Raw genomic sequence first — 22,383 nt, forward strand, 5'->3', positions numbered from 1 at the left:
CAATGCCTTGGGGTCATGAAAGAACGCTTCTTATTCGGGGCCTACCTGGTGGCGTTGGCCGCTTCCCCCGTCCGGGCCCAAACGGGCGGGCCGGACGTCGTGATGGTGCAGCTAAAGGAAAATGGCGCGGGCACGGTGCGGGGGTAATCGCTTGCCCCGACGGCAAAATCGAGGAACAGCCATTCACGGCCGGTTACACCGCTAAGGCACAAACCGAAGCCGCCACGGCGTACCAATAGCGGATCGCCCAGCTCTACCAGCAAGGCTATGCGCTGAAAACCACCTTTGGCCCCGCCAGCAGCAACACGCTCGTTTTCGTCCAGGGCCAATAACCGGGGCTGGTTGGCATCGACGCGAGAGGCCGTGCGCACGTATGGCTTTAGGTGTTGAACCGTTTCTTTGGTTTAGCACGGCACGTTTACCCCTTCCTTTCACCCTTAGTCTTACGCGGTATGACCCCAGAAGAAAATAAGCTCGATTCCCTAATCGCAGACCTGGCAAGCGCCAGCGACACCATCAATCTGGCGAAGAAAGAGCTGCCGAAAGAGCCCGAACTGCAGGAGGAAAATGGCTTCATCACCCCAAAGACATTGGCCAATTACCAGGAGGATCAAGCGGCCTATGCCGCCAAGAATGGCAGCTTGGAAGCCCTTCGAAAAACGTTGAAATCTGCGGTCAATGCCTTTGAAGCGGCGTTTCCAGAAATAGCGCTCGCCAAGTTGAATAAGGGTGTCCCCCTGCTGCTGCCCGTTACGAGCGCCCTTTCGGGCGCAGGTTCTTTGGTGGCGATCAGAAAGGCGGAGACGGGGGAGTACCACGTGAAAGCGGTGGCCAATGCGGAGCAGGCCCGGGAGGCATTCAAGCTATAGCCCGATCAAACGCTTGATAAAATCCAGGCCAATGCTTCATTGGCCTGGATTTTACATTAATGGGCCTCCTGGTTAGCCATCGTTGCGGGGCGAGGGAATAGACGGGCACGAGCAGCTACTGCCCGGGCCGTTGCAGTAAGGGGCGGCACGGCTTGGGTTTGGGCGGGGCGCGCGGGGCAGCGGGACTCCTCCGTCAATCAGCGAGAGGGCCCTATTTTCGAGCCATGAAAAAACTCTTCTTGGGGGCCTGCTTTTTAACACTGGCTTCTTCGCCCGCAATGGCCCAGACGGGTAGCCCGGAGGTAGTGGTGCTGCAACTGTATTTCACCGGGGGCAACGGCGGCTTCAGCAACGACCACCTCAGCCTGACCCGGCCCACGGGCACCAGCGAGACGGCGTTCAAAAACATGCCGAGTCGCCAAGCGGAAGCCGTCGCTTACCAGCGCGTGTTTACCCAGCTCTACCAAGAAGGCTATTCGCTCAAGAGCACGGTTTCCCGCGGGGCGGGGCTCTGCACGTGGATTTTTGTAAAGGGCGACAAGGGCCCGTAAACCGGTGCGGACGGCAACGGCCCGCGCACCCCCAACCATGCCCTGGCAGCGCGCGCGTAGCCGCGGCTCATGGCTGCGGCGTGCGAAAGAGCAGTACCAGGGCGCCGGTGCGCGTGCCGTGCGGCACCGCGTCATGCGCCAAGGCCCAGGGGCCACGGCCAACGCTGCGCAGGCCGTGGTGGAAAACGGCCGGGTACGCCCTGCTCCTGGCCAGGACCCGGGACTGGCGCAGCACCAGGTACTTGGCCCACGCGTGGCCCCGCCGGACGAAGCAAACGGCGGCGGCTTGCCGCAAGTACCCCACCAAGAGCAAGCCCAGCACGGCCGGGCGGCGGAGCAGGTCGGGCGCCTCAAGCAGTACGATCAGCAGGGAGAAGCCCAGCCCGGTAAACAAAAGGTTGGCGGCGGCCCGGTTACGGGAACGCGGGCGGATGGGGCCCATGGCAAGCAAGGGCGCGGCGGGTTCAACGCTACGGGCTGCAGCAGCGGCGCGGAAGCGGAAAAGCGAAGGCCATGGGCTTTGCGGCGGCAGACGGACCGGACGGGCGGCCGGAGTCCCAGTTGCCGGTCCGCTGCCCTGCAATGCCCAGCAGGCACCGTTCATTGGTCGAGCACGGGCGGCCTTTTGCAGGGCCCCAGGGGCCGTTGGACGGGTTTTTGCAAACGGGTGTTTTAACGAAAATGCTTAGGGGGTTAACATTGTATACCAGTGCATTAGTGCCTGTACATTGCCCTAAAAAACCTTTGCATAACCACATTCCATGGGGCGTTTTTACGACCTGACCTTTGCCGAATTGCTGCAGGTGTGGCTCCACCGGGTACACCTGGTGGACGCCCGCGCCTCCGATGGCGAGGCCTGCGTGCTGGACTACTTCGACCAGTTGCTGGCGGAAGCCGGCCACGTGGCCGGCCAGCACCCCGGCGCGCCGGTGCTGCTGGCCACGCTGCGGGCCCTGGCGCAGCGGGTAGCGGCGGGGGAGCGGTGCACGCCCCCGGCGCTTAAGCAAGAAATAAGCGCGGCCCTGTACACCGCCCTGCGCCTGAGCACCGCCCCCGCGGTGCCGTGGGCTCCGGCTGCTCCCCTTGATTTTGCGCCGCAGGCGATGGCCTACGCGGACCATGCGTAGCAGCCGCGGCGCACTTGGCGCTGCCCTACTGGGGCTATCCCTCGGCCTGCTGGCGTGCAGCCAGCAGGGGCAGCCGGTCCGAACCGAGCAACGCACCACGCCCAGCGGGCACGGGTATGCGCTCTTCTATCCCCAGCACCTCTCCCCGCAGGTCGTTACCCATCGCCCGGATGCAGGTAACCGCCGCACCCAGTTAAGCGTCGCCGCGGCGTACACCGACCTGGACACCGACCAGCCCCTGGACTTGCTGGTCTGCAATGGCCAGCTGCGGCAAACGACGGCCACCGTGGGGTTTCTGGACGGCGCGCTGACCATCACGGGCGACACCCTGGCCATTGCCTAAATTCCCCGGGGCCAGGCGCCGCCCCGCGCGCAACTGGAAAACGTGGCGCGCCGGCACGGAAGTCTGCTGCTGCAGGAACTGCTGGTCTTCCAGGGGAAGAACCAGAAACTGGCCGGGGGCAGCACCTTTCAACGCCGGGCCCTGGTGGAGTGGGCGGACCACCGATTTGCGGTAGTCGAAAGTCTGGCGGACGACGTGACGATGCAGCAATTCGGCGAAGATTTGGTGGCGTTGGGGGCCCGCAACGCCCTGTACCTGGACATGGGCGGCTGGGACGAAGGCTGGTACCGAGCGGGGAATAACGTCGTCGTGCTGGGCCACTGGCGGACCGATACTGCCCAGCAGTCCAACTGGCTGGTCTTCGTGGATCCCCCTGACGCGGCGGCGCGGCGATGAGCTACGTGCGAAGCAAGGCGTCTTTTTGCGTCCACGGGCCACGAGCGGCAGCGCCCTTGGTAAACGCAATTGCTCTTTTTCGCTTACCCGTTATTGGCAGCAGCTACGGCCGTGCCGGTTGGATAACGCGGATGCAGTTATTGTCCTGATCGGCCACGTAGAGCGTACCGCCCGGGCCCTGCGCCACGGCCGCCGGGTGATTGAAGTGCGCCTCGACGGCCGGTCCGTCGTGGTAGTCGCCCAGCTGGCCGGGGGCCACGCCGCTTTGGTTGTCGTCGGGGCAATAGCGCTGCAGCACGTCTTCGAAGCCCGCCGGGTGCAACGGGTGCACGCCGGGCTGGCCGGCCACGGTCGTGACCTCCCCGTCAGGGCTCGCGCGGCGGATGAGGTGGTTGCCCCGGTCGGCCACGTACACGGTGCCATCGGCGTCCACGCACAGCCCGGCGGGGCGGTTGAAACGCACGGCGGCCCCGCGCCCGTCGACGTAGCCGGGGTCGTTTTCATCGCTGCCGGCCAGCACCACGGGCGGCCCGCCGCCCGCCGGGTAGCGGCGCAACGCGCCCTGCAGTACATACACCGCGCCGTCGGGCCCCACCGCCACGGCCGAGGCCGATATGTAGCGCCCCTCGTTGCTGAGCGGGCTGATGGGGGACTTCCACTCGCCACTCAGCCGGCCAACCTGGCCCCGGGGCGAGATGCGGCGCACGGCGTGCCCCTCCCGGTCGCCCACGTAGAGCGAGCCGTCGGGCGCGGCCACCAGGGCAGTGGGCTGGTCGAAGCGGGCCCGGCCCGTCAGCCCGCCCTTGTGGTCGCCCGGCACGTCCGCCTTGCCAGCCCACATGGCCCCGCCGAGCGTCGTCACTTCGCCCTGGGGGCTGAGGCGGCGCACGGCGTTGGTTTCGGTAAAGTACACGGTACCGTCGGGGGCCACGGCCAGCGGGCCGCTCGGTAGCATGCGGGCCCCTAGGCCGCGCCCGTCGATGCTCGGGTTGTTGTCGCCGTAGGTGGTAAAGCCGTTGCGCAGCAGCACGTACTGGGCCGGTGGCGAGCCGGCCAGCGTGCGCACTTGCCCGGCAGCCGTCACCTGCCGGATTTCGCTGGAACTGGCCACGTACAGGTTGCCGTGGGCATCCAGTCCCAGTCCCCGCAGGGACGAAAACCATGCCGCTAGCCGCGGGCCATCGCCGTAGCTGTCCGGCAGCGGGTGCCCAGCCAGCGTGCTGACCACCAGCGGCCCGGACGGCACCCTGGCCGGCGTGATGGCGGGCGCCGGCGGCTGCGCCCGGGCCCGGTGGTTGCCCAGCAGCAGCGTGGCGGCAAGGGTCAGTACCAACAGGCCGACAAGCAAGTAATTCATGGCGGGAAAAAGCTGCCGCCAAGTAGGTGAGCAGCCCCGTTGCCTACGGCGGCGGGGCCCGGCGAGGTTTGAGAACTCAGTTCCCACGTCGCCTAGTACACCGCCGAACGACACGATTCTTCGCCCGGTTACCACCCGCCAAACTACTGCGAAACCTGCCGACAAACCACGTTTCTAGTTAAACGCCACGGCCAGGTAGCCGGGCGTGACCGGCAAAAACGCGGCTCCCATTGCCGAGCGGGGGCATTTGGTCCGCTTTGCCCCCTGGTAACCCGCCCTGGAGCTCCGCCGTTATGCCCTGGTGACGTCCTCCTTTTCTTACTCCTGGCCATGATGTATTTTGGAATCCTGCTAGCCGTCCTGGGCTACGCGTTGCAGTACTTGGTGAACCGCCGGGCCTTTAACCGGCGCAACGCGGCCGGGGTGGAAGAATTTAAGTCCTTCGAAGCGGCAACCGGAACCCGGTTGCTGGAAGGCGCCGGCCGCAAGGTGGGGTCCTTGCTCATCATCGCGGGCCTGGTTATGGCGGCCTTCGGCTTCTTCGGGCGTCACTAGCAGGGGCCGCTCGCGGCAGTCAAACACGTAGGTAGCGGGCCCAAGGGCAGGTACGCCACGCTAGCCGCATCGGCTGGCGCGTCATCAACACGCGGCTCCGCGGCGGGCTTACCCGGCCCCTGTGTTGATAACGCGCCGCCGAAATACCCGTGGTTCCGGCGGGCTGCTTGCTGCGCCGGCTACCGGGCGCAGGGTAAGCATTGAGTTGCCTGCCAGGGCCTAAGTGTAGGTGTGGGCCACGCTGTCGGATTGGGGGACCCTCACCGGCGTGTCGCGCTCCAGCCGGCGGACGGCATCAACCAGGCTAGCGCCAGGGGTTACATCATCACGGCGACCTCCGCTCGGTGCTTTTACTGGAGGAGGTCGTTCCCGCCGGTAAGCGGCCCCACCCCAGGGAGGGCACGTATTGCAAAGTATCGGGCACCCGAATGTTCGTGCTGCGGCTAACGGCCGGCTCGGCCAGCGAATACAGAATATAGTAGCGGGTGCCCAGGGGCGGGTAGACCTCCCGGTCAGCACAGAAAGTATGATTTTCATACGTGCCGCCAGCCACGCGGTACCGGTACCAGTACATTTTGCCGCCTTTGGCCTGGCCATACGCATACACCTCCCCCGGCAGGTAGCGCCCTGCGCCCGGCCGGAGCAGGTAGCGGGTGTGCAGGCTCGTGAAGAGGAAAAACCCGACCACCGCAAGGAGGCCTACTGTACTGAGGCGAACCATCACCTGCTCGAAGCGCGTCGTGGCGGCCGGGGCGCGCGGCGAGGGAATCCAGTTGCGCCGCACGGCCAGGACAAACAACGCCACGCTACTGAGCACCAGGAGCTGAAACAGCTCTTCGCCGGTGAGGCCCGTATGCCAGAGGAAGGCCGGGAAGGAGAGGTGTTGCATCGGGTAAAAAGGGAAGTGCGCTCCCCCAAGCGAAGCTCGGTTCGCCCGCGTAGCGTCAACCAACGTTACGACGCCTGGGCACCACTTGGGCCACGCCCTGCGCCTTGCTACGCAGAAGCGCGCATTTTGGCTCGTTATTGCCGGCCCACAGCCCGTTGCGCATGCCTCTTCGACCCTATTCCTTGCCAGCGCTGCTTACGGGCGGACTGGTCTTACTGGCGCTCCCCCGGTGCCAGCCTGCCCTGGAGCCTTACCAAACGGAGCGCTTTGAGCTGGTGGCCGGCCCCGCGGCCGCCGAGGGCTACCCGATGGAAATCGAGGAGGGCCGCTTCCCTACTTCCGACGGCAACAGCATCCCCTTCGGAGCGGAGTTTTTGGAGGGGGATTGGGGGCTTTCGCACAGCGTGGTGGTGCGCAGCGACGGCACGGCCCCCGCGCCCGACAGCTTAGAGGTGCGCTGGTTTTCGTACACCGAAGACAAGTTTTACCAGGGCCGCTGGGCCATGCCCCAGCGGCGCATCCACGAGCTGCTGCGGCAAGGCTATTGGAACACGGACGAGCAGCAGCACGCTACTTATTCCAACCTCACGATGTGCCTGCTGCCCCAAGGGGTCGTTGTCGTGTGGCTATGCGGCCGCAACCAAGTGCTGCTGGGGCGCTACCAGGCCCGCGAAATCAACTTTGACTTCAAGCGCTTCAACCCGGCGGCCAACCGCCCCCGGATGATTGCCCAGGAGCAGGCCCGGCTGCCGGCCGCCGTGCAGGCCCAGATTCGCAGCGGGACGCTCAGCAGCCGGCGCTGGGACGACTGCCTCACCACGTACCGCTGGCGCCTCGCCTTGCGGCCGCCCCTGCGGCTGCTCGACTACGGCCTCTCGTACGTCAATGCGGAAACCGATAATTACCCCCGCACGGCGGCCCTGGCCCTGCCGCGGGCGACGGCGCTGCTGGCGACGCAGCGCCGACCCGTCCCCAGCAACCTCCTGCTGCGGGTCGAAGCGGGGCCCAGGCGCCACTGGCAGCTTCAGGTGAAGGCGCTGGACGAAGCCGAAACGCGGGCCGCGTTCCAAACGCTGCACGCCGCGCACCCGGTAGCCCCGCTCACCCTCGGCGTGGAAACCGATGCCAGCATGCGCCAGGCGCGCCTGGTGTTGCAGAATGACTGGCAGCGGGTAGTGTTGCACAAATCTACCGTAGTGGTTTATGCGGTAGAGTAGCTGGCCGCTGCGGCTCGTTGCCCTTCCTCATCAACGGGGCAGCACCTACCTTGCCTTGGCGCGTTCACCAGCGGTTGCTCATGCGTTCTTTTCCTTTTCCCTGCCTGCTGCTGGCTTTCCTGCTGGGGTGCGGCCAGCCGCAGTCCCCGGCGCCCCCTATGTCTGCTAGCCCGCCTACCCCCGCCCAGCTCCGCCGCGCCGATGGCAAGTTTGCCCTCGTGGCCACCCCCGGCACGGCCGACGGCTACCCCGCCCGCTACGACGAGGCCCGCTTGCTCACGCCCGACGGGGGCAGCTTTCCCGTGCCCTACGGGCACTTGCTGCGCGGCAACTGGGGCGGCTCGGCCATTTATTGGGCCGTGGGCGACGACTACCAGGCCGTGCCCGACCGCCTGGAAATCCGCTGGTTTTCCTACCCCGAAGACAAGTTTTACGAAGGCCACTTCCGCCTGCCGCAGGCGCGCCTACGCGCCCTGCTTGAGCGGGGGCTGTGGGAGCGGGAAAGCCAGCGCTACTTCACGTACAGTACGCTCAACGTGTGCGTGATCCCCACGGGGGGCGTCGTCGTCTGGCTTTCGGCCGGGCAGAGCAACAAGGTGCTCATCGGCCGCTACCAGGCCCAGGAAATCGCCTACGACTACACCCGCTTCCGGCCGGGCGTCGACCGGGCGGCCGCGGTGCGCGAAACCCAGGCGGCGCTCTCGGCCGAGGTTCGGCACGAGATTGCCACGGGCGCGTTCAGCAGCCAAAAATGGGATGCCTACCTGAGGCCCTATCCCTGGCAGCTCGCCTTTAGCCGGCCGCTCACGCTCACTCGATTTGCCCTGGGGTTTTTTAGTGCCGAGGCCATCGGCGACCCTGCCAGTGCCGACGCCGCGGCCCAGGCCCAGCTCGTGCTGGCGCCCAGCCCGAAGGCCGTGCCCCGGAGCGCCATGCTCTACGTGGCGGCGCCCGACGGTCGCCAGCGCTTGTTCAAGGTGCTGCCTTTCGACGAAGCGCAAACGATGGCCGCTTTCCAGGCCCTGCACGCGCAGCATCCCCGGGCCGTTGTCACGCTCTACGTAGACCCGGACGAAGACCTGCGCCAGGTCACGCTCTCGCTACGAGCCGGCGGGCAGGTGCTGGCGCTGACGAAGACCAGTGTGCAGGTCTTTGACCTCCCGTAACGACGCGCTAGTCCGCTGGCTAAGATTAAAGTAAGGTTCGCGACCTTTAAACGGGCCCTTATTGGAATAATTGGTATTAGTAATTAAGAGTTTAATAGCTTCTCTGTAAATAAACTCTTCTGGTAGGTAAGCAGCTATAACCGGCGGGGATACAATTACTGAGCCGCCAAGGCCTCGGCTGTAGGATATGCGCGCACGTTCGGGCACAGCAAAGGCCTACTCCCCTCGGCTAGTCCTAACACCAAAAAAGCGCCGGCCTACTGACCGACGCTTTTTTTGAACCTCACTTGGCACCCTAGGGACCTATTACTCTTTGACGACCTTGACTTGCTGAGGGCCTGCACGACCACTCACTCAGCTTGGTGCCGCTTACCGGCCACCGCACTGCCGTGGGCCAGCGAAGCTATCACCTGGCTCAGCGCATTGTAAACGGCGAGCGAGCGAGCATCGGGGCAGACCAGCACCAACTCGAAGCGTACGCGGGTGCGGAAGGCCTGCAATTTTGGCCTGCGCTTACGCCAGCCACACCCATCACTACTGCGCGCTTGCGCTAGGCGAAAGCGGCGACTCAAGAGAGCCGGACGAGGGCAACCCGAATGCCGTGCTTATTTGACAACGCCCCGATTTAGTAGCCGGAGCATTGTCAGATGGACGCGGGTGAAGCCCGTTCGACTGCGCAACCAGTGCGGCGGCTAGCAGCGAGCATTACTCGGCTTCTTCGGCGGCCGTGGGGGCCACGGCGCCCTCGGGCACGTTCAGCAGGGGCCCCAGCAGCAGGGCGTTGCTGAGCAGGCGCGCGGTGCCGTGCCAGTAAGAGCGGAACACTGGGTCGTCGGCAAAGAGCACCACGCGGCCGGCGCCGAGCTTGCTCACCATCACAGCGGCCGAATTGCCAATTTTCTGCACGTTGGCTTTTGAGGCGTAGCCGCTCACCAACGGCTGGGCGCCGTAACGCACCACGGTGGCGTAGGGGTTGCGGCTGGGCTTTAAGAACGTGGTGCCGTTGCGGAACACGTACAGGCTGCGGCTCGTCAGGCCAAACGCGATGGGGTTGGTCAGGTCCACGTCGGCGCGGTAAATGGAGCCTGCAATAGCGCGGGTACCCTCCTGCTCCTGGGTCACAAAATCGGCCCGGCGGGCGGCGGGTCCCCCTTTGGCCGCCATGGTATCGGCCCAGCCGTTGCCAGCGGGGATGAGCAGTTTCTCCGCCACCAAGCCCTGCTTGAGTGCCCACTCCGAGGCATTTTTGATGGTGATGAGCGTGCCCCCTTCCTGCACCCAGCGGCGCAAGCGCTCCACGGCAGGGCGGTCGAGGACAGTGTAGCTGCCGCCCACCAGCACCAGCGCCGAGTAGCGCCCCAGCGGGGCCCGGCCGAAGTTGCTTAGCTCGATTTTACTTAGCGGCAGGCCCAGGTGCTGGCTGGCGTGAAACCAAACTTCGCCCACCTCCGAGGCGTTGGTGCCGGTGCCCACCAGCAGGGCCGCTTTGGCCTCGGGCACGGTGCGCACGTTGTTGCTGCCTAGGTCGATGCCGCCCACGCTAAAGCCCGTGCCCACGCCCGTGAACGTGACCTGGGACCGCTGCGCCACCCGGCTCACCACCCGAAACACGGAGTCGGCCGGCAGCTTCTGGACGGCCACCGGCACCACCAGCGTGCCGTAGCCGAAGTCGGTTTTGCCGCCCTCCTTGGTGCCGGCGGCGAAGGGCTTGAAGGCCACTTTGGCCACCACGCCGGCCTGCTGCAGGGCCACCAGCGCCTGGGGCGCGTGGTAATCGGACCAAGGCAGCAGGTAGGCGTAGCCCGACTGTCCGCCGAGCACGTTGCCGGCCAGCGTTTTTGGGGCCCCCAGGGGCACGCCCTTCACCAGGGCCGCGGTTTTCTGCTTGGCCACGGGCAGGCCGTAGGCGTGCGATAGGGCCCAGCCCGTCACGTCGTAGAACACGCTGTCGTGGAAAGCCGTGAGCTCCTCAAAAAGGGAGTTGACGATACGGTACTGCGGCTGGGCGGTGGGCACCACATAGGCCGCACCTTTTGTAAAGCTTTGTTTGTCAAGCGTCACGTTCTGGCCCAGCTCGTGCACCTGCACGTGGTGGAGCAGCAGCGTTTCGAGCAGATTGTTGGTGAGCGTGGGGTCCTGGGCGCTGCCGAACACGTAAGCTTTGGTGGGGAACTTGCGCGCTTCGGTGAGGGCCGAAGTGAAGAAGTCGCGCTGGGCTTTCAGGTACAAATCTTTCTCCTCTACCGCGCCGCGCACGGTGGCCAGGCCGGTGGCCACGTGGTTGCGGATGGTGAAGGGGAATTTCACCACGCCGTTGGCGCCCTCCTGGGCCAGCCCGCGCGAGCTGGCCACTTCAAACGTGACGCCCACGCCGCCCTGAAAATCGGGGTACGTGGAGCCGTAGATGGGCGAGAGGTTGTCGAACTGTTCTTTGGTCCAGTATAGCGAGCCGAGCTGGTCGAGGGCCCCGGCGAAGTACTTGGCCAGGTGTACGTTCAGCACTTCGTAGGTCGAGCGCGGCACTAAGTCGTTTTCGGTGCTATAAGGCTTGGAGGGCTCGAAGTAGTAGGTGCCGTTGGTGCCCATCTCGTGGAAGTCGATGAGCACGTTGGGGTACCACTCGTGGTAGAAAGCCATGCGGGCGCGGCTTTCGGGGTGCACCAGCGCCAGCCAGTCGCGGTTGAGGTCGGTGTAGAAGTGGTTGGTGCGGCCGCCGGGCCAGGCCTCGGTGTGCTCGCGGTCGAGCGGGTCGGTCACGGGCGGCCACGACTTGTTCTGGTCGAACCAGTGGCTGGCGCGGTCGCGGCCGTCGGGGTTTTCGAGCGGGTCGATGGTCACCACCGATTCGCGCAGCCAGCGCTGGGTTTCGGCACTGCGCGAGGCCGTGAGGTAGTAGGCCAGCAGCAGGGCCGCCTCGCTGCTGCTGCTCTCGTTGCCGTGCACCCCAAAGTTGAGGCTCACCACTACGGGCAGCTTGGCGTAGGCGGGCGCGGGCAGCTTGGGGTCGGTGAGGCCCCGGCGCTGCTCGTGGATCTGGGGCAGGCTCTGCTGGTTTTCGGTCGAGGTGATGGTGGCTACCAGTTGCGGGCGCTCCTCGTACGTCTTGCCAATCACGCGGGTGCTCACCTTGTCGCTCACCCGGTCCAGCTCGCGCAAGTAGGCCACAATCTGGTCAGAGCGAGTGTAGTGCGAGCCGATTGGGTAGCCCAAAAACTGCTCGGGCGTGGGGATGGCCGGGTCAAAATCTTCGGTTTTGGCGGCCGGAAAAAAGTAGCGGTTTTGGGCCCCGGCGGGCTCGCTGGCCGCCAGCCCCGCGGCGAGCAGCCCGGCGGTGAGGTATTGCTTCAACATCTGCGTTTGTTTTTATTAGTAGGGAAAGCGTGGCCTGCAAAAAGTCCGTCGTGCCGCGCGCAGCGGCCGGGAATGCCCCTCCTCAAGTCCCACCCCGATTAGGAAGCCCCCGCCCGGGCGGGGCACGACGTTCTTTTTAGTCTGCAGCAGTAAGCGGATTAGTACCCGGGGTTTTGCTCCAAGTCGGGGTCGGCCACGAGGTCGTTGTACGGGATGGGGAACACCCACTTTTGCGGGTTCGTGACGCCCAGCACGGCGCCGGCCCGGCCAGTGCGCACGAGGTCAAACCAGCGGTCGGACTCGAAGGCAAATTCCACGCGGCGCTCGTTTTCGATGGCCAGCAGCAAATCGGCGGCCGTGGTGGCGGTGCTGGCGGGCACGCCGGCGCGGGCGCGCACGGCGTTGAGGTCGGATAGGGCCCCGGCGAGCTTGCCCTGACGGGCGCGGGCCTCGGCCCGAATCAGGTACAGCTCGGCCACCCGCAGCACGTAGCTGGGGTCGTCGCGCTGGGCCGCGCGGCTGTAGAGGTTGCCGTAGACAGCGGCCGTGCCGTTGATGGTGGTGCTGGCCAGCAGCGCCGAGCGGCCGCCGCCCACCGTGGCGTTATTCAGCAGGGCGATGGCCGCCGGTACGGGCTGAAAGTTGTACTGCCCGCCCAAGGCGCTCGGGAACCAGTTATTCCACATCGTGTTGGCGTCGGCGTTGCTGTAGCTGATTTCCAGCACCGATTCCGACGTCAGGAACGGGGCCGTGGAAAAGGCCCGGTAGGGCGTTGCCAGGGCGTAGGTGCTGTTGCTGAGCACCTGCGTGGCGTAGGCTTCGGCGTCGGGCCACTGCTGGCGGTAGAGGTGCAGGCGGGCGCGCAGGCCGCGGGCGGTGGCTTTCACGGCGCGGTTGCGGGTGGTGGCGTCGGGCAGCAGGGTTTCAGCCTGGGTGAGGTCGGCCAGCACCTGGTCGTAGGTGGCGGCCAGGGTGGCGCGGCGGGTGCCCTGGCCGTTTTCCTTGCTGCGGGTGGGCATGAGCACCAGCGGCACCCCGCCCCAGCCCCGCGCCAAGTCGAAGTACGACAGGGCCCGAATGAAGTAGGCCTCGCCCAGCAGCTGGTTTTTCTCGGTGGCGGTCAGCAGCGGGTCGCTGATGCCGGGCAGGCCGTCCAGGACGTTGTTGGCCCCGTTGACGGCCTGGTAGATGAAGGTCCAGGTTTCGGCAATCACCACGTTGTCCGCGCTCAGGGAGTTCTGGTCGATTTGCAGGTACTGGTTTAGCGTGCCGTTGAAGCGCACGTTGTCGGCGGGCAAAAAGCCCAGCGTGGGCCAGTCGAGCTGGTAGTAGTTCTGCACGCGGTCGTAGGCCCCCAGGGTGGCGGCGCGGGCGCTGGCGGCGTCGGTGATGGCGCGGTCGTCGGCCAACTGCTGCACGGGCTGCGGGTCGAGCAGGCTGGAGCAACCGCTGGCGAGTGCCAGGGCCCCCAGCAACGCGGCGTGCCGCAGGAAGCGCGGGCGGGCGGAAAAAGTAGGTAGCATGGTTGAAAGCAGGATTAGAGACCGACGGTCAGGCCCACCTGGAAGGTGCGCGGCTGGGGCACGGTGGCCCAGTCGATGTTTTTGGTGTTGGCCACGCCACTCTGCGAGTTCACCTCGGGGTCGAGGCCCGAGTAAGGCGTGACGGTGAAGAGGTTGAGCGCCTGCACGTACACGCGTAGTGAGTTGAGGTGCGCCGCGCCCACCACCGCTTTAGGCACCGTGTAGCCCAGCGAAATGGTGCGCAGGCGGATGAACGAGCCGTCTTCCAGGTACCGGTCGCTCAGGTTTTGCACCACGCCGCCGTAGTTGTTGCTGGCCGCGTTGGTGGTCAGGCGCGGGATGTCGGTCACGTCGCCCAGCTTCTGCCAGCGGTCAAGCTGGTTGGCGAGGTAGCCAATGTTGCTCTGCGTGCCGCCGTGCACGAGGAAAAAGCGGTTCATGTTCATGATTTTAGCGCCCTGCTCGAAGTACAGGTTGAAGCCAAAATCGAGGCCTTTCCAGGTGAAGGTGTTCGTCACGCCGCCGAAGTAGTTGGGCCAGGCGTTGCCCACCAGCTGGCGGTCGGCCACCGTGAGTTGGCCGTCGCCGTTCACGTCCTGGTACTCGGCGTCGCCGGTTTCAGGGTTCACGCGGGTTTGGTGGTAGAGCCAGAACGAGTAGAGCGGGGCCCCTTCTTCGAGCCGGAAAATGTCGCGCGAGCCGGCCGTGATGGGGGCCGCCAGCGTTTCCACCCGGTTCACGTTGCGGGCCAGGCTGAAGGTGGTGCTCCACTGCACGGCGCTGTTGTTCACCCAGTTGGCCGTTAGTTGCGCCTCCACGCCCTTGTTGCTCACCGCGCCGTAGTTCTGCAGCTCCGAGGCGAAGCCCGTTTTGCGCGGCACCGGCACGTTGAGCAGCAGGCCGGTGGTCGATTTGTCGTAGTAGTTCAACTCCAGGGCCAGGCGGTTTTTGAGCACGGCCACGTCGAGGCCGGCGTTCCACTGCTGGGTGGTTTCCCAGCTCAGGTCGGGGTTGGCGAGCTGGAAGGGCGCGGTGCCGGGCAGGTCGAGGTAGTTGGCGCCGCCCTGCACGAGGCCTCGCGCGGCAAAGTCGCCGATGCCGCCCTGGTTGCCGGTGCGGCCCACGCTGGCCCGCAGCTTCAGCTCGTCGAACACGCCCAGGTCCTTGATGAACCGCTCTTCGCCCACGCGCCAGCCCAGGCCCACGGCCGGAAAATAGCCCCACTTGTTGTTGGTGCCGAAGCGCGAGGAGGCGTCGGCGCGGGCGCTCACATCGGCCGTGTAGCGGTCTTTGTAGCTATAAGTAACCTTGCCAAAAAACGACACCAGCCCCGCCAGCGAGCGGCTCGACGAGCCCGTTTGGGTCGCGGCCGAGGCGATGGTGGTCAGGTCGTTGCTCGGAAACTGCTGCCCCAGCAGGCTCGTGCGCTGGAACGTGTTGCGCTGCAAGGTGTTGCCCACCACGGCTTGCAGGGCGTGGTTTTCGCCGAAGGTGGTGCGGTAGTTCAGGGTCTGCTCGTTGAGCAGGGTGATGTCGCGCGAGAGGTACGAGGAGGCCGTGCCCCGCGGCTGCCCGGCCAGGATGAGCGTGTTGTTGAAGTTGTTCTCGTACATGTCGTTGAAGTCGATGCTCCAACTCGTGCGCAGGGTCAAATTTGGCAAGAACTTGTACTCGGCGTACACGTTCGAAATGACCCGCGTGCCCACCGCGTCGTTGTTTAGGTTGTTGATGAGGGCCAGGTGGTTATCGAAGCTGCCGTACTTGGCGTACGAGCCGTCGGCGTTGAACACCGGCAGGTTGGTGCGCGGAAACAGGGCCGAGTTGATGACGCCCACTGGGTTGTTGTCGTTGCTGCTCACGTTGCGCTGGGTGCGCGTGAGGGCCGTGCTGGTGCCGATGCGCAGCTTGTCGGTTACCGTGTTGTCCAGGTTCACCCGGAAGCTGAAGCGGTTGAAGTTGCTGGGCCGCACGATGGACTCCTGGCTGAAGTAGCCCGCCGCCAGGTAAAACTGCGTTTTCTCACTGCCCCCGGCCGCCGAGAGTTGGTAGCTCTGGGTGCGGGCCCGCCGAAAGACGTCGCTGAGCCGGTCGTAGGTGGGCTGCTCCTCGGGCAGGCCCCTGCCGCCGGCCGATGCCGCGCGGTACGGCATCGCCGCCGCGCTGCCACCGTCGTTTAGGAACCGCTCGTTTTCCAGCGTGGCCAGCTGGGGCCCCGTTACCAGGTCGTAGGTTTTGGGGGCCTTGGCGGTGGCCTGGTAGGTGTCCAGGGTGATGCGCGTTTTGGTGTTGGCCTTGCCGCGCTTGGTTTGGATGAGCACCACGCCGTTGGCCCCGCGCGAGCCGTAGATGGCCGTGGCGTTGGCATCCTTCAGAATTTCAATGCTCTGAATGTCGGCCGGGTTGATGTCGGCGATGGGGTTCGACGACACCTGGTTGCCCAAGCCGGTGGCCACCAGGTTGGTGTTGTTGATGAACACGCCGTCGACCACGTAGAGCGGGTCGTTGCTGGCGTTCACCGAGTTGCTGCCCCGGATGCGAACGAAGATGCCCCCGCCCGGCACGCCCGAGTTGGCCGAAATCTGCACCCCGGGGGCCCTGCCCTGCAGCAGTTGGTCGGCGCTGGCGGCCGGAATGTCCTTGAGCGCGTCGCCCTTAATGGTGGAAATGGCGCTGGTGAGCGTGCGGCGGCTCTGCTCGCTGTAGCCCGTCACCACCACTTCGTTGAGCTGCTGCACGTCGGTGGGCAGCGCCACCGCGAGCGGGCCGTGGCCCACCTGCACTTCCCGCTTGGCGTACCCCACGGCGCTGATGATGAGGGTAGCGCCGGGGGACACGCCGGGCAGCGAGAAACGCCCGGCGGCGTCGGTCGAAGCGCCTTGGGTGGTGCCTTTCACCACCACCGTGGCGCCCGGCAGGGCGGTGTGGCTTTCACCATCCGTCACGGTACCGGTGGCGGGGGGCGCGCCGGTGGTTTGTGCGGCCACCAGGCCGGCCTGGCCCAGGCCAAGCGCAAGCACAGCTGCCCGCCCCAGGGTTAGGGTAGATTTTTTCATGTCAAGAAGTTGAGGGCTGGTCGGGCCTAAGGCCCCCGTTGACTGGCAAGGCGTAGCGACGGGTACCGCCGCGGCACCGCTAATTAGCTAGCTTGCCAGCGCAAGACCAGGTGGAGAAAATACGCGGGTTGGCCTAGCCCATAGCCCGGCTGCTTGTGCACAGCAGCTGGTCAGGGCACCGAAAACCCACCAAAAAAGGACGTTGCTGCTTTGAATGGAACAGCATGGCCAGCAGCCGATTAGGCGCGGCACAGTGGCCCGCGTGGCGCAGGCGCGCCCCAACCAGGCGGGCTGGTTGAAGCACCGGAAACGGCAAACCCGAAATGTAAAGCAATCGACGCGCTACACCTCCGGCTTGCCTAACGCATGCAGGCGTCAGCCGAGGGGCAACAACACGGCCGCAACGTAGTCGAGAGGGTAAGCGAAGTTTGCGGGGGTAATAAAGTAGCCACGGCTTGTTTTTATATGGTCAGGACTTGGCACCGTTCCAGCTAATGGGGGTTGCCGGCGTTTCGTCGAGCCTGTCTCTCCGCGCCTCTGTATAAAAACCATCCTGGATCAGCAGGAGTTGGTGGCCCAAAGGTAAGAGTTGCTTTTTCAGAAAAGCAACTTATTTTTTCACTTTTGCTTCATTCAATGGCTGGCAATCTTTAGTTAGATAGCTATACAAAGTGGTATATCTCGGATACACAGTATATTATACAATAATTGGTTGTCGATGGCAGGTATGGAATGCGCTGCTAGAACAACGATTGACTGAATACCGTGCATCAGGGTCAACTAGTAGCTTCAGGGTGGTACAGGGTCCTGTTAGCAATTCCTATCCGAGCATTCCGTAAAGCACTAACGCTACAGGATATGAGGCCTTTAATGGATGATTTTACTATTAGTAATCAACTGTTTATATTAAGAAGTAGCCGCTTATTTAATGACTTGGACGAGTAAGGGGTGCAGAAAAGCGAAAAACGTTAAAATATCAGCGTTAGACGTGCGAACATTTTTCAAAATCGACTGGAAATCATACGCTGGATGCGCGAGTGTCCACTCTAGCTGGGCCAGTAGCTGCTGCTGCACCTCTGGGCTATACGCTGCGAGCCACTTGGTAAAATCAGCAGCTAGCATCGGTGATTCCTGCTTTAGTTTGAGCGTGATAACTGGAAATTCCCATAACACAGACAGCGGCAGGCGTAAGATATGACGTGCTTCGGGGTCTTTCATCGCAAAGTAGTCGGTCACTACCTATCACCGGGAGAAGGGTCGCCTGCGGGGCATCCCCCCTGTGCCCAGGCTAATAAGCTAGGCCCTACCTGGCGGCCTTCAGTATCACCCAAAGCGCCTAAATCAATCTTCCACACGCCGGTTGCATGACCAGCGGCGCTTACAAAAAAGCCGCTGCCGCCGCTATCATCGCCCACTAAAAGTAGTGCTGGAGCATACGCGGCAACTTCATACGTGACATTTCTTTCTGCAATATCCGCAGCCGTATAGATGACCACCCCTGAGGCAGGAAAGGATAACCCATCACTACTACGCCAAAGCGTAAGCAAGTCACGCGGTAGTTCCCGTCCCACTTGCTGCCTGGCAGCTTCCAGTTGTTGCCGAGAAGCGGGTGGATTGAGTACAGGATTGCCATTCGAGAAGGTAGTCATAAGGTACTATTTTTGAAAAACGTTGCTAGACAATCAACCTACTTAATTACGCTTGCTGAAGGATTACTCATAGGTCCTTCAAGTCTGCCAACGTACCCGGTCAATTCCTAGTTGCTGGTAAGAATCTGCTACTCGTTGAGGCATTCGGATTACGCTAGATAGCTTAGGGTGCGATGAGGTGGTCTATCTAAGCCGGACGGAAGACGGACGTATATTCCTTCTGTCATGGCAACCAAAACCAACGGGGCGTCGCCCGACAAACGGAGTAAATTAAGACGAGGCGTTCAAGGCCGAAGCGCTGCGCTTAGCCGGCGAGAGCCGCAGCACGCAGGCCGCGGCGCGCCAGCTGGGCATCAGCCCCAAGTTGCTTTACCGCTGGTAGCAGACGCAACTCGTGGCCGAGGTGGGCAGTGAAGAAGTGGCCCGCGACCCAGAGGTGCGTGCTCTGCGGGCCCAGCTCAAACGGGCCGAGCGGGAACTCGATATTTTGAAAAAAGCCTTGGTCAGTTGCCTGCTTTAGGCGCAGGCTCGGCCAACCGACCCGGTGAGCACCTACCAACACATTGCCCAGCGCCAGACACAGGTGCCTGTGCGCCAGCTTTGCCGCGTCCTGCACGCGGCCCCGGCCGCGTATTACGCCTGGCAGCGCCACCGGCAGCAGCCCCGGGCCGAGTCGGCCTGACAAGTGGCCTTACGTGAAACATTTGTCCACCACAGCCAGCGCTATGGCACGCGCCGAAGTGCAGGCCCAAGGCCACGCCGTGGGCCGCTGGCGCGTCCGCTGCGTGCTCCACGCTCACGGCCTGCGCGCGCAACAGCCTCGTTCGTTCGTGCCGCGCACCACCGGTTTGGACCCGACCGTGCGGGCCGCGCCCAACCGCTTGCTCGGCCAGCCGGCCCCCGCGGCCCCCAACCGGGTCTGGGTGGGCGACAGCACGTATTTGCCCCGACAAGGTGGGGATTGGCTGTATCTGGCCGTGTGGCTCGACCGCCGCTCGCGCAAGATTGTAGGCTTGGTGCCGCCACGGCGGCACTTAGGACGTGCGTGACACGATGCCCGAAGCTCTGGTCAGCGAAGCGTCGCGCCGGGCCTTGGTCGTGCGCCGGCCCGCCGCTGGGCTCGTCGTACACTCCGACCAGGGTAGCCAGTACACGGCCACCCGATTCAAAGGACTGCTTGCCAAACATGGCGCCCTGCAAAGCATGAGCCGGCGCGGCAACGGCTACGACAACGACAACGCGCACGCCGAATCTTTTTGCAGCCGCTTCAAGGCCGAACTGCTCGACGGCGGCAGCTTCCCCGGCCTGACCGAAGCGCGGTTAGAAATCAGTCATCACATCGCCTATTATAACGCTGAACGTCGCCATTCCGCTCTCGGCTACTGCTCACCAAACCACTTCAAAACCCAACTCAAAAACACGTCCCAATTGTGTCCGCCTTAGCTAGACCACCTCAGTTGAGCCCTATCCCCTTACTTCGCCGAACGGCTGAAACATTCCCTTTACCCTATTAGCTTCTCTGTTGATGGCCCACCCTGCTTGCCGTTTAGCCGGCTTAGCCTTGGGGCTAACCTGTCGGCTGCCCGCTTGCGCGCAGCCGCAGGCGGCTGTTCGCCCTGCGCCTATGCTTGCTTCTCCAACAGAAATGTTCGCGCTTTCGGCTAGCCCCTGCGCCGCAGAAGGCTACCCCATGAAGATTTACGCAGGCGCGTTCGTGCGTGCGGATGGGCTGACCTTTCCGGTCCCAAGCGGGCACTTTTTGTTAGGCAGCTGGGGGGCCTCCTCGATTGGGTGGGCCGTCGGCGAGGAAAGGCAACCCGTCCCGGCTAGCCTGGACCTGCTGTACTTTTCCTATGCGGAAGATACGTTTTATGCCGGACACTTTCCCCTGGCGCAACAGCGCCTGTATGAGTTGCTCAAAACCGGCTTTTGGCATGCCGACAAAAAACAGCAGCTAACCTATACTACGCTCACGGTTTGCGTATTACCGAAGGGCATGGTCTGCCTCTGGCTCACTGGCATTGGCAAACAGGTGCTGGTTGGGCGCTTTCAGGGCAGCGCTTCCGCAGTTGAGTTCAAGCAGTTCAACAAAACCGGCAGCCGGGCCCAGGTTATTCGGGAAGAGCAGGCAAAGCTGAGCCCCGCCGTGCGCCACCAGCTTGCGACGGGTACCATCAGCACCCGCCAGTGGGAGGACTACCTGCGTACTTATTCTTGGCACGTGGCATTCTCACGGCCTATAACGCTTGACAACTATCGCGTTAATTTTCTGAGCGCCGAGTACGTAGCGCGCCCCGACGCGCGCGATACGGCACCCTATGTGCGCGCCTTGCTACACCCAACTGCGCGGGCAGTGCCGAGCCGGATGAGTCTCTACATCCGCGATGAAGCCGGCCACGCCCATTTGCTACGGACCACCGCCTTTGACGAGGCCGAAACAATGGCGGCCTTTGCAGCCCTGCACAACCAGCATCCCACCCGCCCGCTCACGCTGCGCGTGGAAACGGATCAGTACGTTACGAAGGCGTCGCTGGTGCTGACGAATGGCCTCCAGACGATCCCGTTAGCCAAGACGGCGGTAGAAGTGCTGGCACAGGATTAAGGCGTGGCAGCCGTCTGCCCAGGAGTCAGGGGGAGCATAGAGACGGCTTTGGCTGGGGTGTTCAGCGCAAGCGGCAATAAGGGGCGCAAGGACGTGCGCACGCAACAGTGACTTCCCCACCACCTGACGTTGCGTCACCCGTCACGTGCTTTTACCTGCTCAGCTATCTGTCAAGTAGCTTACAAGCAACTAGGTGGCTAAAAATTATCCTGATTTCAAGCTCCGCGCTATAACCAATCTTATGTATTTGAATAGAAGGAGGAATAGCTACTAGTGTCAACTCGGCGTCGACTTGGTTTACTCTTTGTGGCTGCTGTTGGGCTTGCCTACCATGGCGGTGTTCTATTTTTCGCCCCCTTGTATTGGGCGCTACGGGCCCGTAACCGAGGGCTGGCGGCGGCCGTTCCGCTGAGGAGCGTGGCGCTGAGGGCAACATTCTATCACTACTTGGCCTCTGCGATGAACCCGCGCAAGGGGCTCGTTTAGGGCTAACGGGGCCTGCTCTTTCTCAAGACGAGGCGGCCCCAAGGGCTTGCCCACCCAACCCAGGGCAAAGGCGATGCACGCCTTAGCGTACCTAAAGAGTTCACGAATACGGTCCCAAGGTAGACGAGGTATTCAGACGAAAGAGCGTTAGAGTGGCGGCCGATATTACTGCTATGCCGATGTTTTATCCATCTTAAAGAGGTTCTGTACCGACCATTGCAACTCGTCTTGGTTACACCAGTACTCTTCAAAGGAACCCCAGGAGGTAAAAGGCGAGGTGTTGAATCCCTCTTCGATGTCGTTGTACCAGATGATGGCGTTGTCGAGGACTGCCACGACCCAAAAACCACCTCCTTCGGCACCCATTGACGGTTCTTGCCACTTTTCCGGGGCAATTTTAATACGGTCCCAAAAGCGTCGAACCTCCTCCGACATCTGGTTCACGCCTTGCTGGATTTCAACTTCTAACGCGCTACGTGTTATAGGGTCCCACATAAGTATTCGTCAAGATTAGGAGTCCATTGAAACGGTGGGGCCGTAAACGCGCGCTGTTCAGTTGAAGGAGGATTATTTACAATGGAGAAAGCTCCTCAATTCGTATTCGCCCTGTCACCCGTAGCCGCAGTGGTATGGTTGCCTCTCTTGCTTTTAACGGGTAATCGTATACCCGGAGGCGGGGGGGCAACGACTCTTTCAAGGTGTCCGAGAAAGTAATGTGAACAGGAACGACGAAGATGTCATTCAGCCCGCAATTCCAGCAATGAACATTATGGGGCACGGGGCCCGGGGCCGTCAGAACAAGCATTTTTCTCCTAAAAGGGCGCCGGATTTGCCCGTAAGTAGTTGGCCCCATGACCCAATCCCACTGATTCGTGAAAAAGAACAATCCGGTTTCCGCTTGGCGCAACGAAGCGAGCAGGTGGGCGGTGTCCAGGTGGCACACGGGAAAGAATTCCAGGTGAAACGAGCCATCCTGCCCTTGCCCCCGTCGAACGACCAACAAGCCCGTTCCCGAGAACTTGCCGCCCGGGGGAATCTCGCAGGCTTGGTTCGGCGCACAGGCGGAGAGCAACCAAAGTAGGCCAATCCCAAGCCATTTGCTTCTCATATACCAATCACTTATGTGCAGCACAGGCGCATAAATCTACGGCCCTGTTAGTTACCGGCGGTCTATGCCTAGGTTCAGCTAAACGGTCGGAGGGTAAACGCGGCTTTGAGTACCCGGTTCGTTTACTTTCACCGTTCCGCT

At 63.3% G+C, this 22,383-nt stretch carries 23 protein-coding genes, 1 pseudogene and 1 riboswitch; of the genes and pseudogenes, 14 read left to right on the top strand and 10 right to left on the bottom strand.

The genetic code is table 11. From position 1 onward, the window contains the following. Positions 1–15: 15 nt before the first annotated feature. The 3 genes from EAH73_RS23890 to EAH73_RS12605 all read left to right on the top strand — a co-directional run bounded on the left by EAH73_RS23890 (position 16) and on the right by EAH73_RS12605 (position 1,420). On the top strand, positions 16–147 hold the full coding sequence (locus EAH73_RS23890) for a hypothetical protein (protein WP_262711085.1): 132 nt from the start codon (positions 16–18) through the stop codon (positions 145–147). A 305-nt stretch (positions 148–452) separates the two neighbouring features. Beyond that, entirely contained in the window at positions 453–869 is a 417-nt protein-coding gene (locus EAH73_RS12600; protein WP_140467069.1) for a hypothetical protein, read from the top strand. 224 nt (positions 870–1,093) lie between these two features. Continuing rightward, complete coding sequence (locus EAH73_RS12605) at positions 1,094–1,420, top strand: hypothetical protein (RefSeq protein ID WP_140467071.1); 327 nt, start codon at positions 1,094–1,096, stop codon at positions 1,418–1,420. 67 nt (positions 1,421–1,487) lie between these two features. On the opposite strand, the gene EAH73_RS12610 is transcribed toward EAH73_RS12605, so the two are convergent. Further along, on the bottom strand, positions 1,488–1,862 hold the full coding sequence (locus EAH73_RS12610; protein WP_140467073.1) for a hypothetical protein: 375 nt from the start codon (positions 1,860–1,862) through the stop codon (positions 1,488–1,490). Positions 1,863–2,181: 319 nt separating this feature from the next. On the opposite strand from EAH73_RS12610, the gene EAH73_RS12615 reads away from it, so the two are divergent. From EAH73_RS12615 to EAH73_RS12625, 3 genes are read left to right on the top strand one after another with little or no spacing between them, the layout of a single operon-like run. Then, positions 2,182–2,547: a hypothetical protein gene (locus tag EAH73_RS12615; protein ID WP_140467075.1), complete on the top strand. Its 366-nt coding sequence runs from the start codon at positions 2,182–2,184 to the stop codon at positions 2,545–2,547. Continuing rightward, entirely contained in the window at positions 2,540–2,890 is a 351-nt protein-coding gene (locus tag EAH73_RS12620) for a hypothetical protein (protein WP_140467077.1), read from the top strand. The genes EAH73_RS12615 and EAH73_RS12620 overlap by 8 nt, the downstream gene beginning before the upstream one ends. Before the next feature lie 42 nt (positions 2,891–2,932). Next, a complete protein-coding gene (locus tag EAH73_RS12625; protein ID WP_140467079.1) occupies positions 2,933–3,286 on the top strand; it encodes a hypothetical protein in 354 nt (117 codons plus the stop codon). 103 nt (positions 3,287–3,389) lie between these two features. Here the strand turns inward: EAH73_RS12625 and EAH73_RS12630 are convergent, their stop codons facing one another. After that, on the bottom strand, positions 3,390–4,643 hold the full coding sequence (locus EAH73_RS12630) for a hypothetical protein (protein WP_140467710.1): 1,254 nt from the start codon (positions 4,641–4,643) through the stop codon (positions 3,390–3,392). A 330-nt stretch (positions 4,644–4,973) separates the two neighbouring features. Between EAH73_RS12630 and EAH73_RS12635 the strand changes: the two genes are divergently transcribed. Continuing rightward, positions 4,974–5,198, top strand: a complete 225-nt coding sequence (locus tag EAH73_RS12635; RefSeq protein WP_140467081.1) for a molybdenum ABC transporter permease — start codon at positions 4,974–4,976, stop codon at positions 5,196–5,198. A 325-nt stretch (positions 5,199–5,523) separates the two neighbouring features. Here the strand turns inward: EAH73_RS12635 and EAH73_RS12640 are convergent, their stop codons facing one another. Beyond that, a complete protein-coding gene (locus tag EAH73_RS12640; protein WP_140467083.1) occupies positions 5,524–6,087 on the bottom strand; it encodes a hypothetical protein in 564 nt (187 codons plus the stop codon). Positions 6,088–6,269: 182 nt separating this feature from the next. Here EAH73_RS12640 and EAH73_RS12645 point away from each other — a divergent pair, with 182 nt between their 5' ends. Further along, complete coding sequence (locus EAH73_RS12645; RefSeq protein ID WP_161599532.1) at positions 6,270–7,304, top strand: DUF2931 family protein; 1,035 nt, start codon at positions 6,270–6,272, stop codon at positions 7,302–7,304. Positions 7,305–7,462: 158 nt separating this feature from the next. Continuing rightward, positions 7,463–8,470, top strand: a complete 1,008-nt coding sequence (locus EAH73_RS12650) for a DUF2931 family protein (protein WP_240047231.1) — start codon at positions 7,463–7,465, stop codon at positions 8,468–8,470. 350 nt (positions 8,471–8,820) lie between these two features. Here the strand turns inward: EAH73_RS12650 and EAH73_RS23105 are convergent, their stop codons facing one another. From EAH73_RS23105 to EAH73_RS12675, 6 genes are all read right to left on the bottom strand, one after another. Continuing rightward, a complete protein-coding gene (locus EAH73_RS23105; protein ID WP_161599533.1) occupies positions 8,821–8,970 on the bottom strand; it encodes a hypothetical protein in 150 nt (49 codons plus the stop codon). A 205-nt stretch (positions 8,971–9,175) separates the two neighbouring features. Continuing rightward, positions 9,176–11,821: a M14 family zinc carboxypeptidase gene (locus EAH73_RS12655; RefSeq protein ID WP_140467089.1), complete on the bottom strand. Its 2,646-nt coding sequence runs from the start codon at positions 11,819–11,821 to the stop codon at positions 9,176–9,178. A gap of 158 nt (positions 11,822–11,979) precedes the next feature. Beyond that, complete coding sequence (locus EAH73_RS12660; protein WP_140467091.1) at positions 11,980–13,344, bottom strand: RagB/SusD family nutrient uptake outer membrane protein; 1,365 nt, start codon at positions 13,342–13,344, stop codon at positions 11,980–11,982. A 14-nt stretch (positions 13,345–13,358) separates the two neighbouring features. Next, positions 13,359–16,397, bottom strand: coding sequence for a SusC/RagA family TonB-linked outer membrane protein (locus EAH73_RS12665; protein ID WP_140467093.1), 3,039 nt, complete (start codon positions 16,395–16,397; stop codon positions 13,359–13,361). 458 nt (positions 16,398–16,855) lie between these two features. Continuing rightward, a riboswitch (SAM riboswitch) is annotated at positions 16,856–16,945 on the bottom strand. A 373-nt stretch (positions 16,946–17,318) separates the two neighbouring features. Next, positions 17,319–17,615, bottom strand: coding sequence for a hypothetical protein (locus EAH73_RS12670; protein ID WP_140467095.1), 297 nt, complete (start codon positions 17,613–17,615; stop codon positions 17,319–17,321). Between the two features lie 17 nt (positions 17,616–17,632). Beyond that, complete coding sequence (locus tag EAH73_RS12675; protein ID WP_140467097.1) at positions 17,633–18,046, bottom strand: SMI1/KNR4 family protein; 414 nt, start codon at positions 18,044–18,046, stop codon at positions 17,633–17,635. A 289-nt stretch (positions 18,047–18,335) separates the two neighbouring features. Here EAH73_RS12675 and EAH73_RS24020 point away from each other — a divergent pair. From EAH73_RS24020 to EAH73_RS12695, 5 genes and pseudogenes are all read left to right on the top strand, one after another. Continuing rightward, a pseudogene (locus EAH73_RS24020) lies at positions 18,336–18,428 on the top strand (hypothetical protein); the annotation flags it as partial. A gap of 162 nt (positions 18,429–18,590) precedes the next feature. After that, the gene (locus EAH73_RS23110; protein ID WP_161599534.1) at positions 18,591–18,728 is read left to right on the top strand and encodes a hypothetical protein; all 138 of its coding nucleotides are present in this window, start codon (positions 18,591–18,593) and stop codon (positions 18,726–18,728) included. Positions 18,729–18,741: 13 nt separating this feature from the next. Then, positions 18,742–19,095, top strand: coding sequence for a DDE-type integrase/transposase/recombinase (locus tag EAH73_RS12685; protein WP_140467099.1), 354 nt, complete (start codon positions 18,742–18,744; stop codon positions 19,093–19,095). A gap of 4 nt (positions 19,096–19,099) precedes the next feature. Then, positions 19,100–19,489 (top strand): integrase core domain-containing protein, encoded by a 390-nt coding sequence (locus EAH73_RS12690; protein ID WP_140467101.1) that lies wholly within the window; start codon positions 19,100–19,102, stop codon positions 19,487–19,489. 181 nt (positions 19,490–19,670) lie between these two features. Next, on the top strand, positions 19,671–20,648 hold the full coding sequence (locus tag EAH73_RS12695; RefSeq protein ID WP_240047232.1) for a DUF2931 family protein: 978 nt from the start codon (positions 19,671–19,673) through the stop codon (positions 20,646–20,648). Between the two features lie 657 nt (positions 20,649–21,305). Here EAH73_RS12695 and EAH73_RS12700 read toward each other — a convergent pair. Next, the gene (locus EAH73_RS12700; RefSeq protein ID WP_170214085.1) at positions 21,306–21,629 is read right to left on the bottom strand and encodes a hypothetical protein; all 324 of its coding nucleotides are present in this window, start codon (positions 21,627–21,629) and stop codon (positions 21,306–21,308) included. Positions 21,630–22,383: the final 754 nt, after the last annotated feature.

Origin of the sequence: Hymenobacter nivis (assembly GCF_006439025.1) — a bacterium.
In the GTDB taxonomy this organism is placed as follows: domain Bacteria; phylum Bacteroidota; class Bacteroidia; order Cytophagales; family Hymenobacteraceae; genus Hymenobacter; species Hymenobacter nivis_A.

What these genes read in the sequence shown, in the direction of transcription:
- EAH73_RS23890 (WP_262711085.1), top strand. Translation starts at nt 16, where the DNA reads ATGAAAGAACGCTTCTTATTCGGGGCCTACCTGGTGGCGTTGGCCGCT.
- EAH73_RS12600 (WP_140467069.1), top strand. Translation starts at nt 453, where the DNA reads ATGACCCCAGAAGAAAATAAGCTCGATTCCCTAATCGCAGACCTGGCA.
- EAH73_RS12605 (WP_140467071.1), top strand. Translation starts at nt 1,094, where the DNA reads ATGAAAAAACTCTTCTTGGGGGCCTGCTTTTTAACACTGGCTTCTTCG.
- EAH73_RS12610 (WP_140467073.1), bottom strand. Translation starts at nt 1,862, where the DNA reads ATGGGCCCCATCCGCCCGCGTTCCCGTAACCGGGCCGCCGCCAACCTT.
- EAH73_RS12615 (WP_140467075.1), top strand. Translation starts at nt 2,182, where the DNA reads ATGGGGCGTTTTTACGACCTGACCTTTGCCGAATTGCTGCAGGTGTGG.
- EAH73_RS12620 (WP_140467077.1), top strand. Translation starts at nt 2,540, where the DNA reads ATGCGTAGCAGCCGCGGCGCACTTGGCGCTGCCCTACTGGGGCTATCC.
- EAH73_RS12630 (WP_140467710.1), bottom strand. Translation starts at nt 4,643, where the DNA reads ATGAATTACTTGCTTGTCGGCCTGTTGGTACTGACCCTTGCCGCCACG.
- EAH73_RS12635 (WP_140467081.1), top strand. Translation starts at nt 4,974, where the DNA reads ATGATGTATTTTGGAATCCTGCTAGCCGTCCTGGGCTACGCGTTGCAG.
- EAH73_RS12640 (WP_140467083.1), bottom strand. Translation starts at nt 6,087, where the DNA reads ATGCAACACCTCTCCTTCCCGGCCTTCCTCTGGCATACGGGCCTCACC.
- EAH73_RS12650 (WP_240047231.1), top strand. Translation starts at nt 7,463, where the DNA reads ATGTCTGCTAGCCCGCCTACCCCCGCCCAGCTCCGCCGCGCCGATGGC.
- EAH73_RS12655 (WP_140467089.1), bottom strand. Translation starts at nt 11,821, where the DNA reads ATGTTGAAGCAATACCTCACCGCCGGGCTGCTCGCCGCGGGGCTGGCG.
- EAH73_RS12660 (WP_140467091.1), bottom strand. Translation starts at nt 13,344, where the DNA reads ATGCTACCTACTTTTTCCGCCCGCCCGCGCTTCCTGCGGCACGCCGCG.
- EAH73_RS12665 (WP_140467093.1), bottom strand. Translation starts at nt 16,397, where the DNA reads ATGAAAAAATCTACCCTAACCCTGGGGCGGGCAGCTGTGCTTGCGCTT.
- EAH73_RS12670 (WP_140467095.1), bottom strand. Translation starts at nt 17,615, where the DNA reads ATGAAAGACCCCGAAGCACGTCATATCTTACGCCTGCCGCTGTCTGTG.
- EAH73_RS12675 (WP_140467097.1), bottom strand. Translation starts at nt 18,046, where the DNA reads ATGACTACCTTCTCGAATGGCAATCCTGTACTCAATCCACCCGCTTCT.
- EAH73_RS12690 (WP_140467101.1), top strand. Translation starts at nt 19,100, where the DNA reads ATGCCCGAAGCTCTGGTCAGCGAAGCGTCGCGCCGGGCCTTGGTCGTG.
- EAH73_RS12695 (WP_240047232.1), top strand. Translation starts at nt 19,671, where the DNA reads ATGCTTGCTTCTCCAACAGAAATGTTCGCGCTTTCGGCTAGCCCCTGC.
- EAH73_RS12700 (WP_170214085.1), bottom strand. Translation starts at nt 21,629, where the DNA reads ATGTGGGACCCTATAACACGTAGCGCGTTAGAAGTTGAAATCCAGCAA.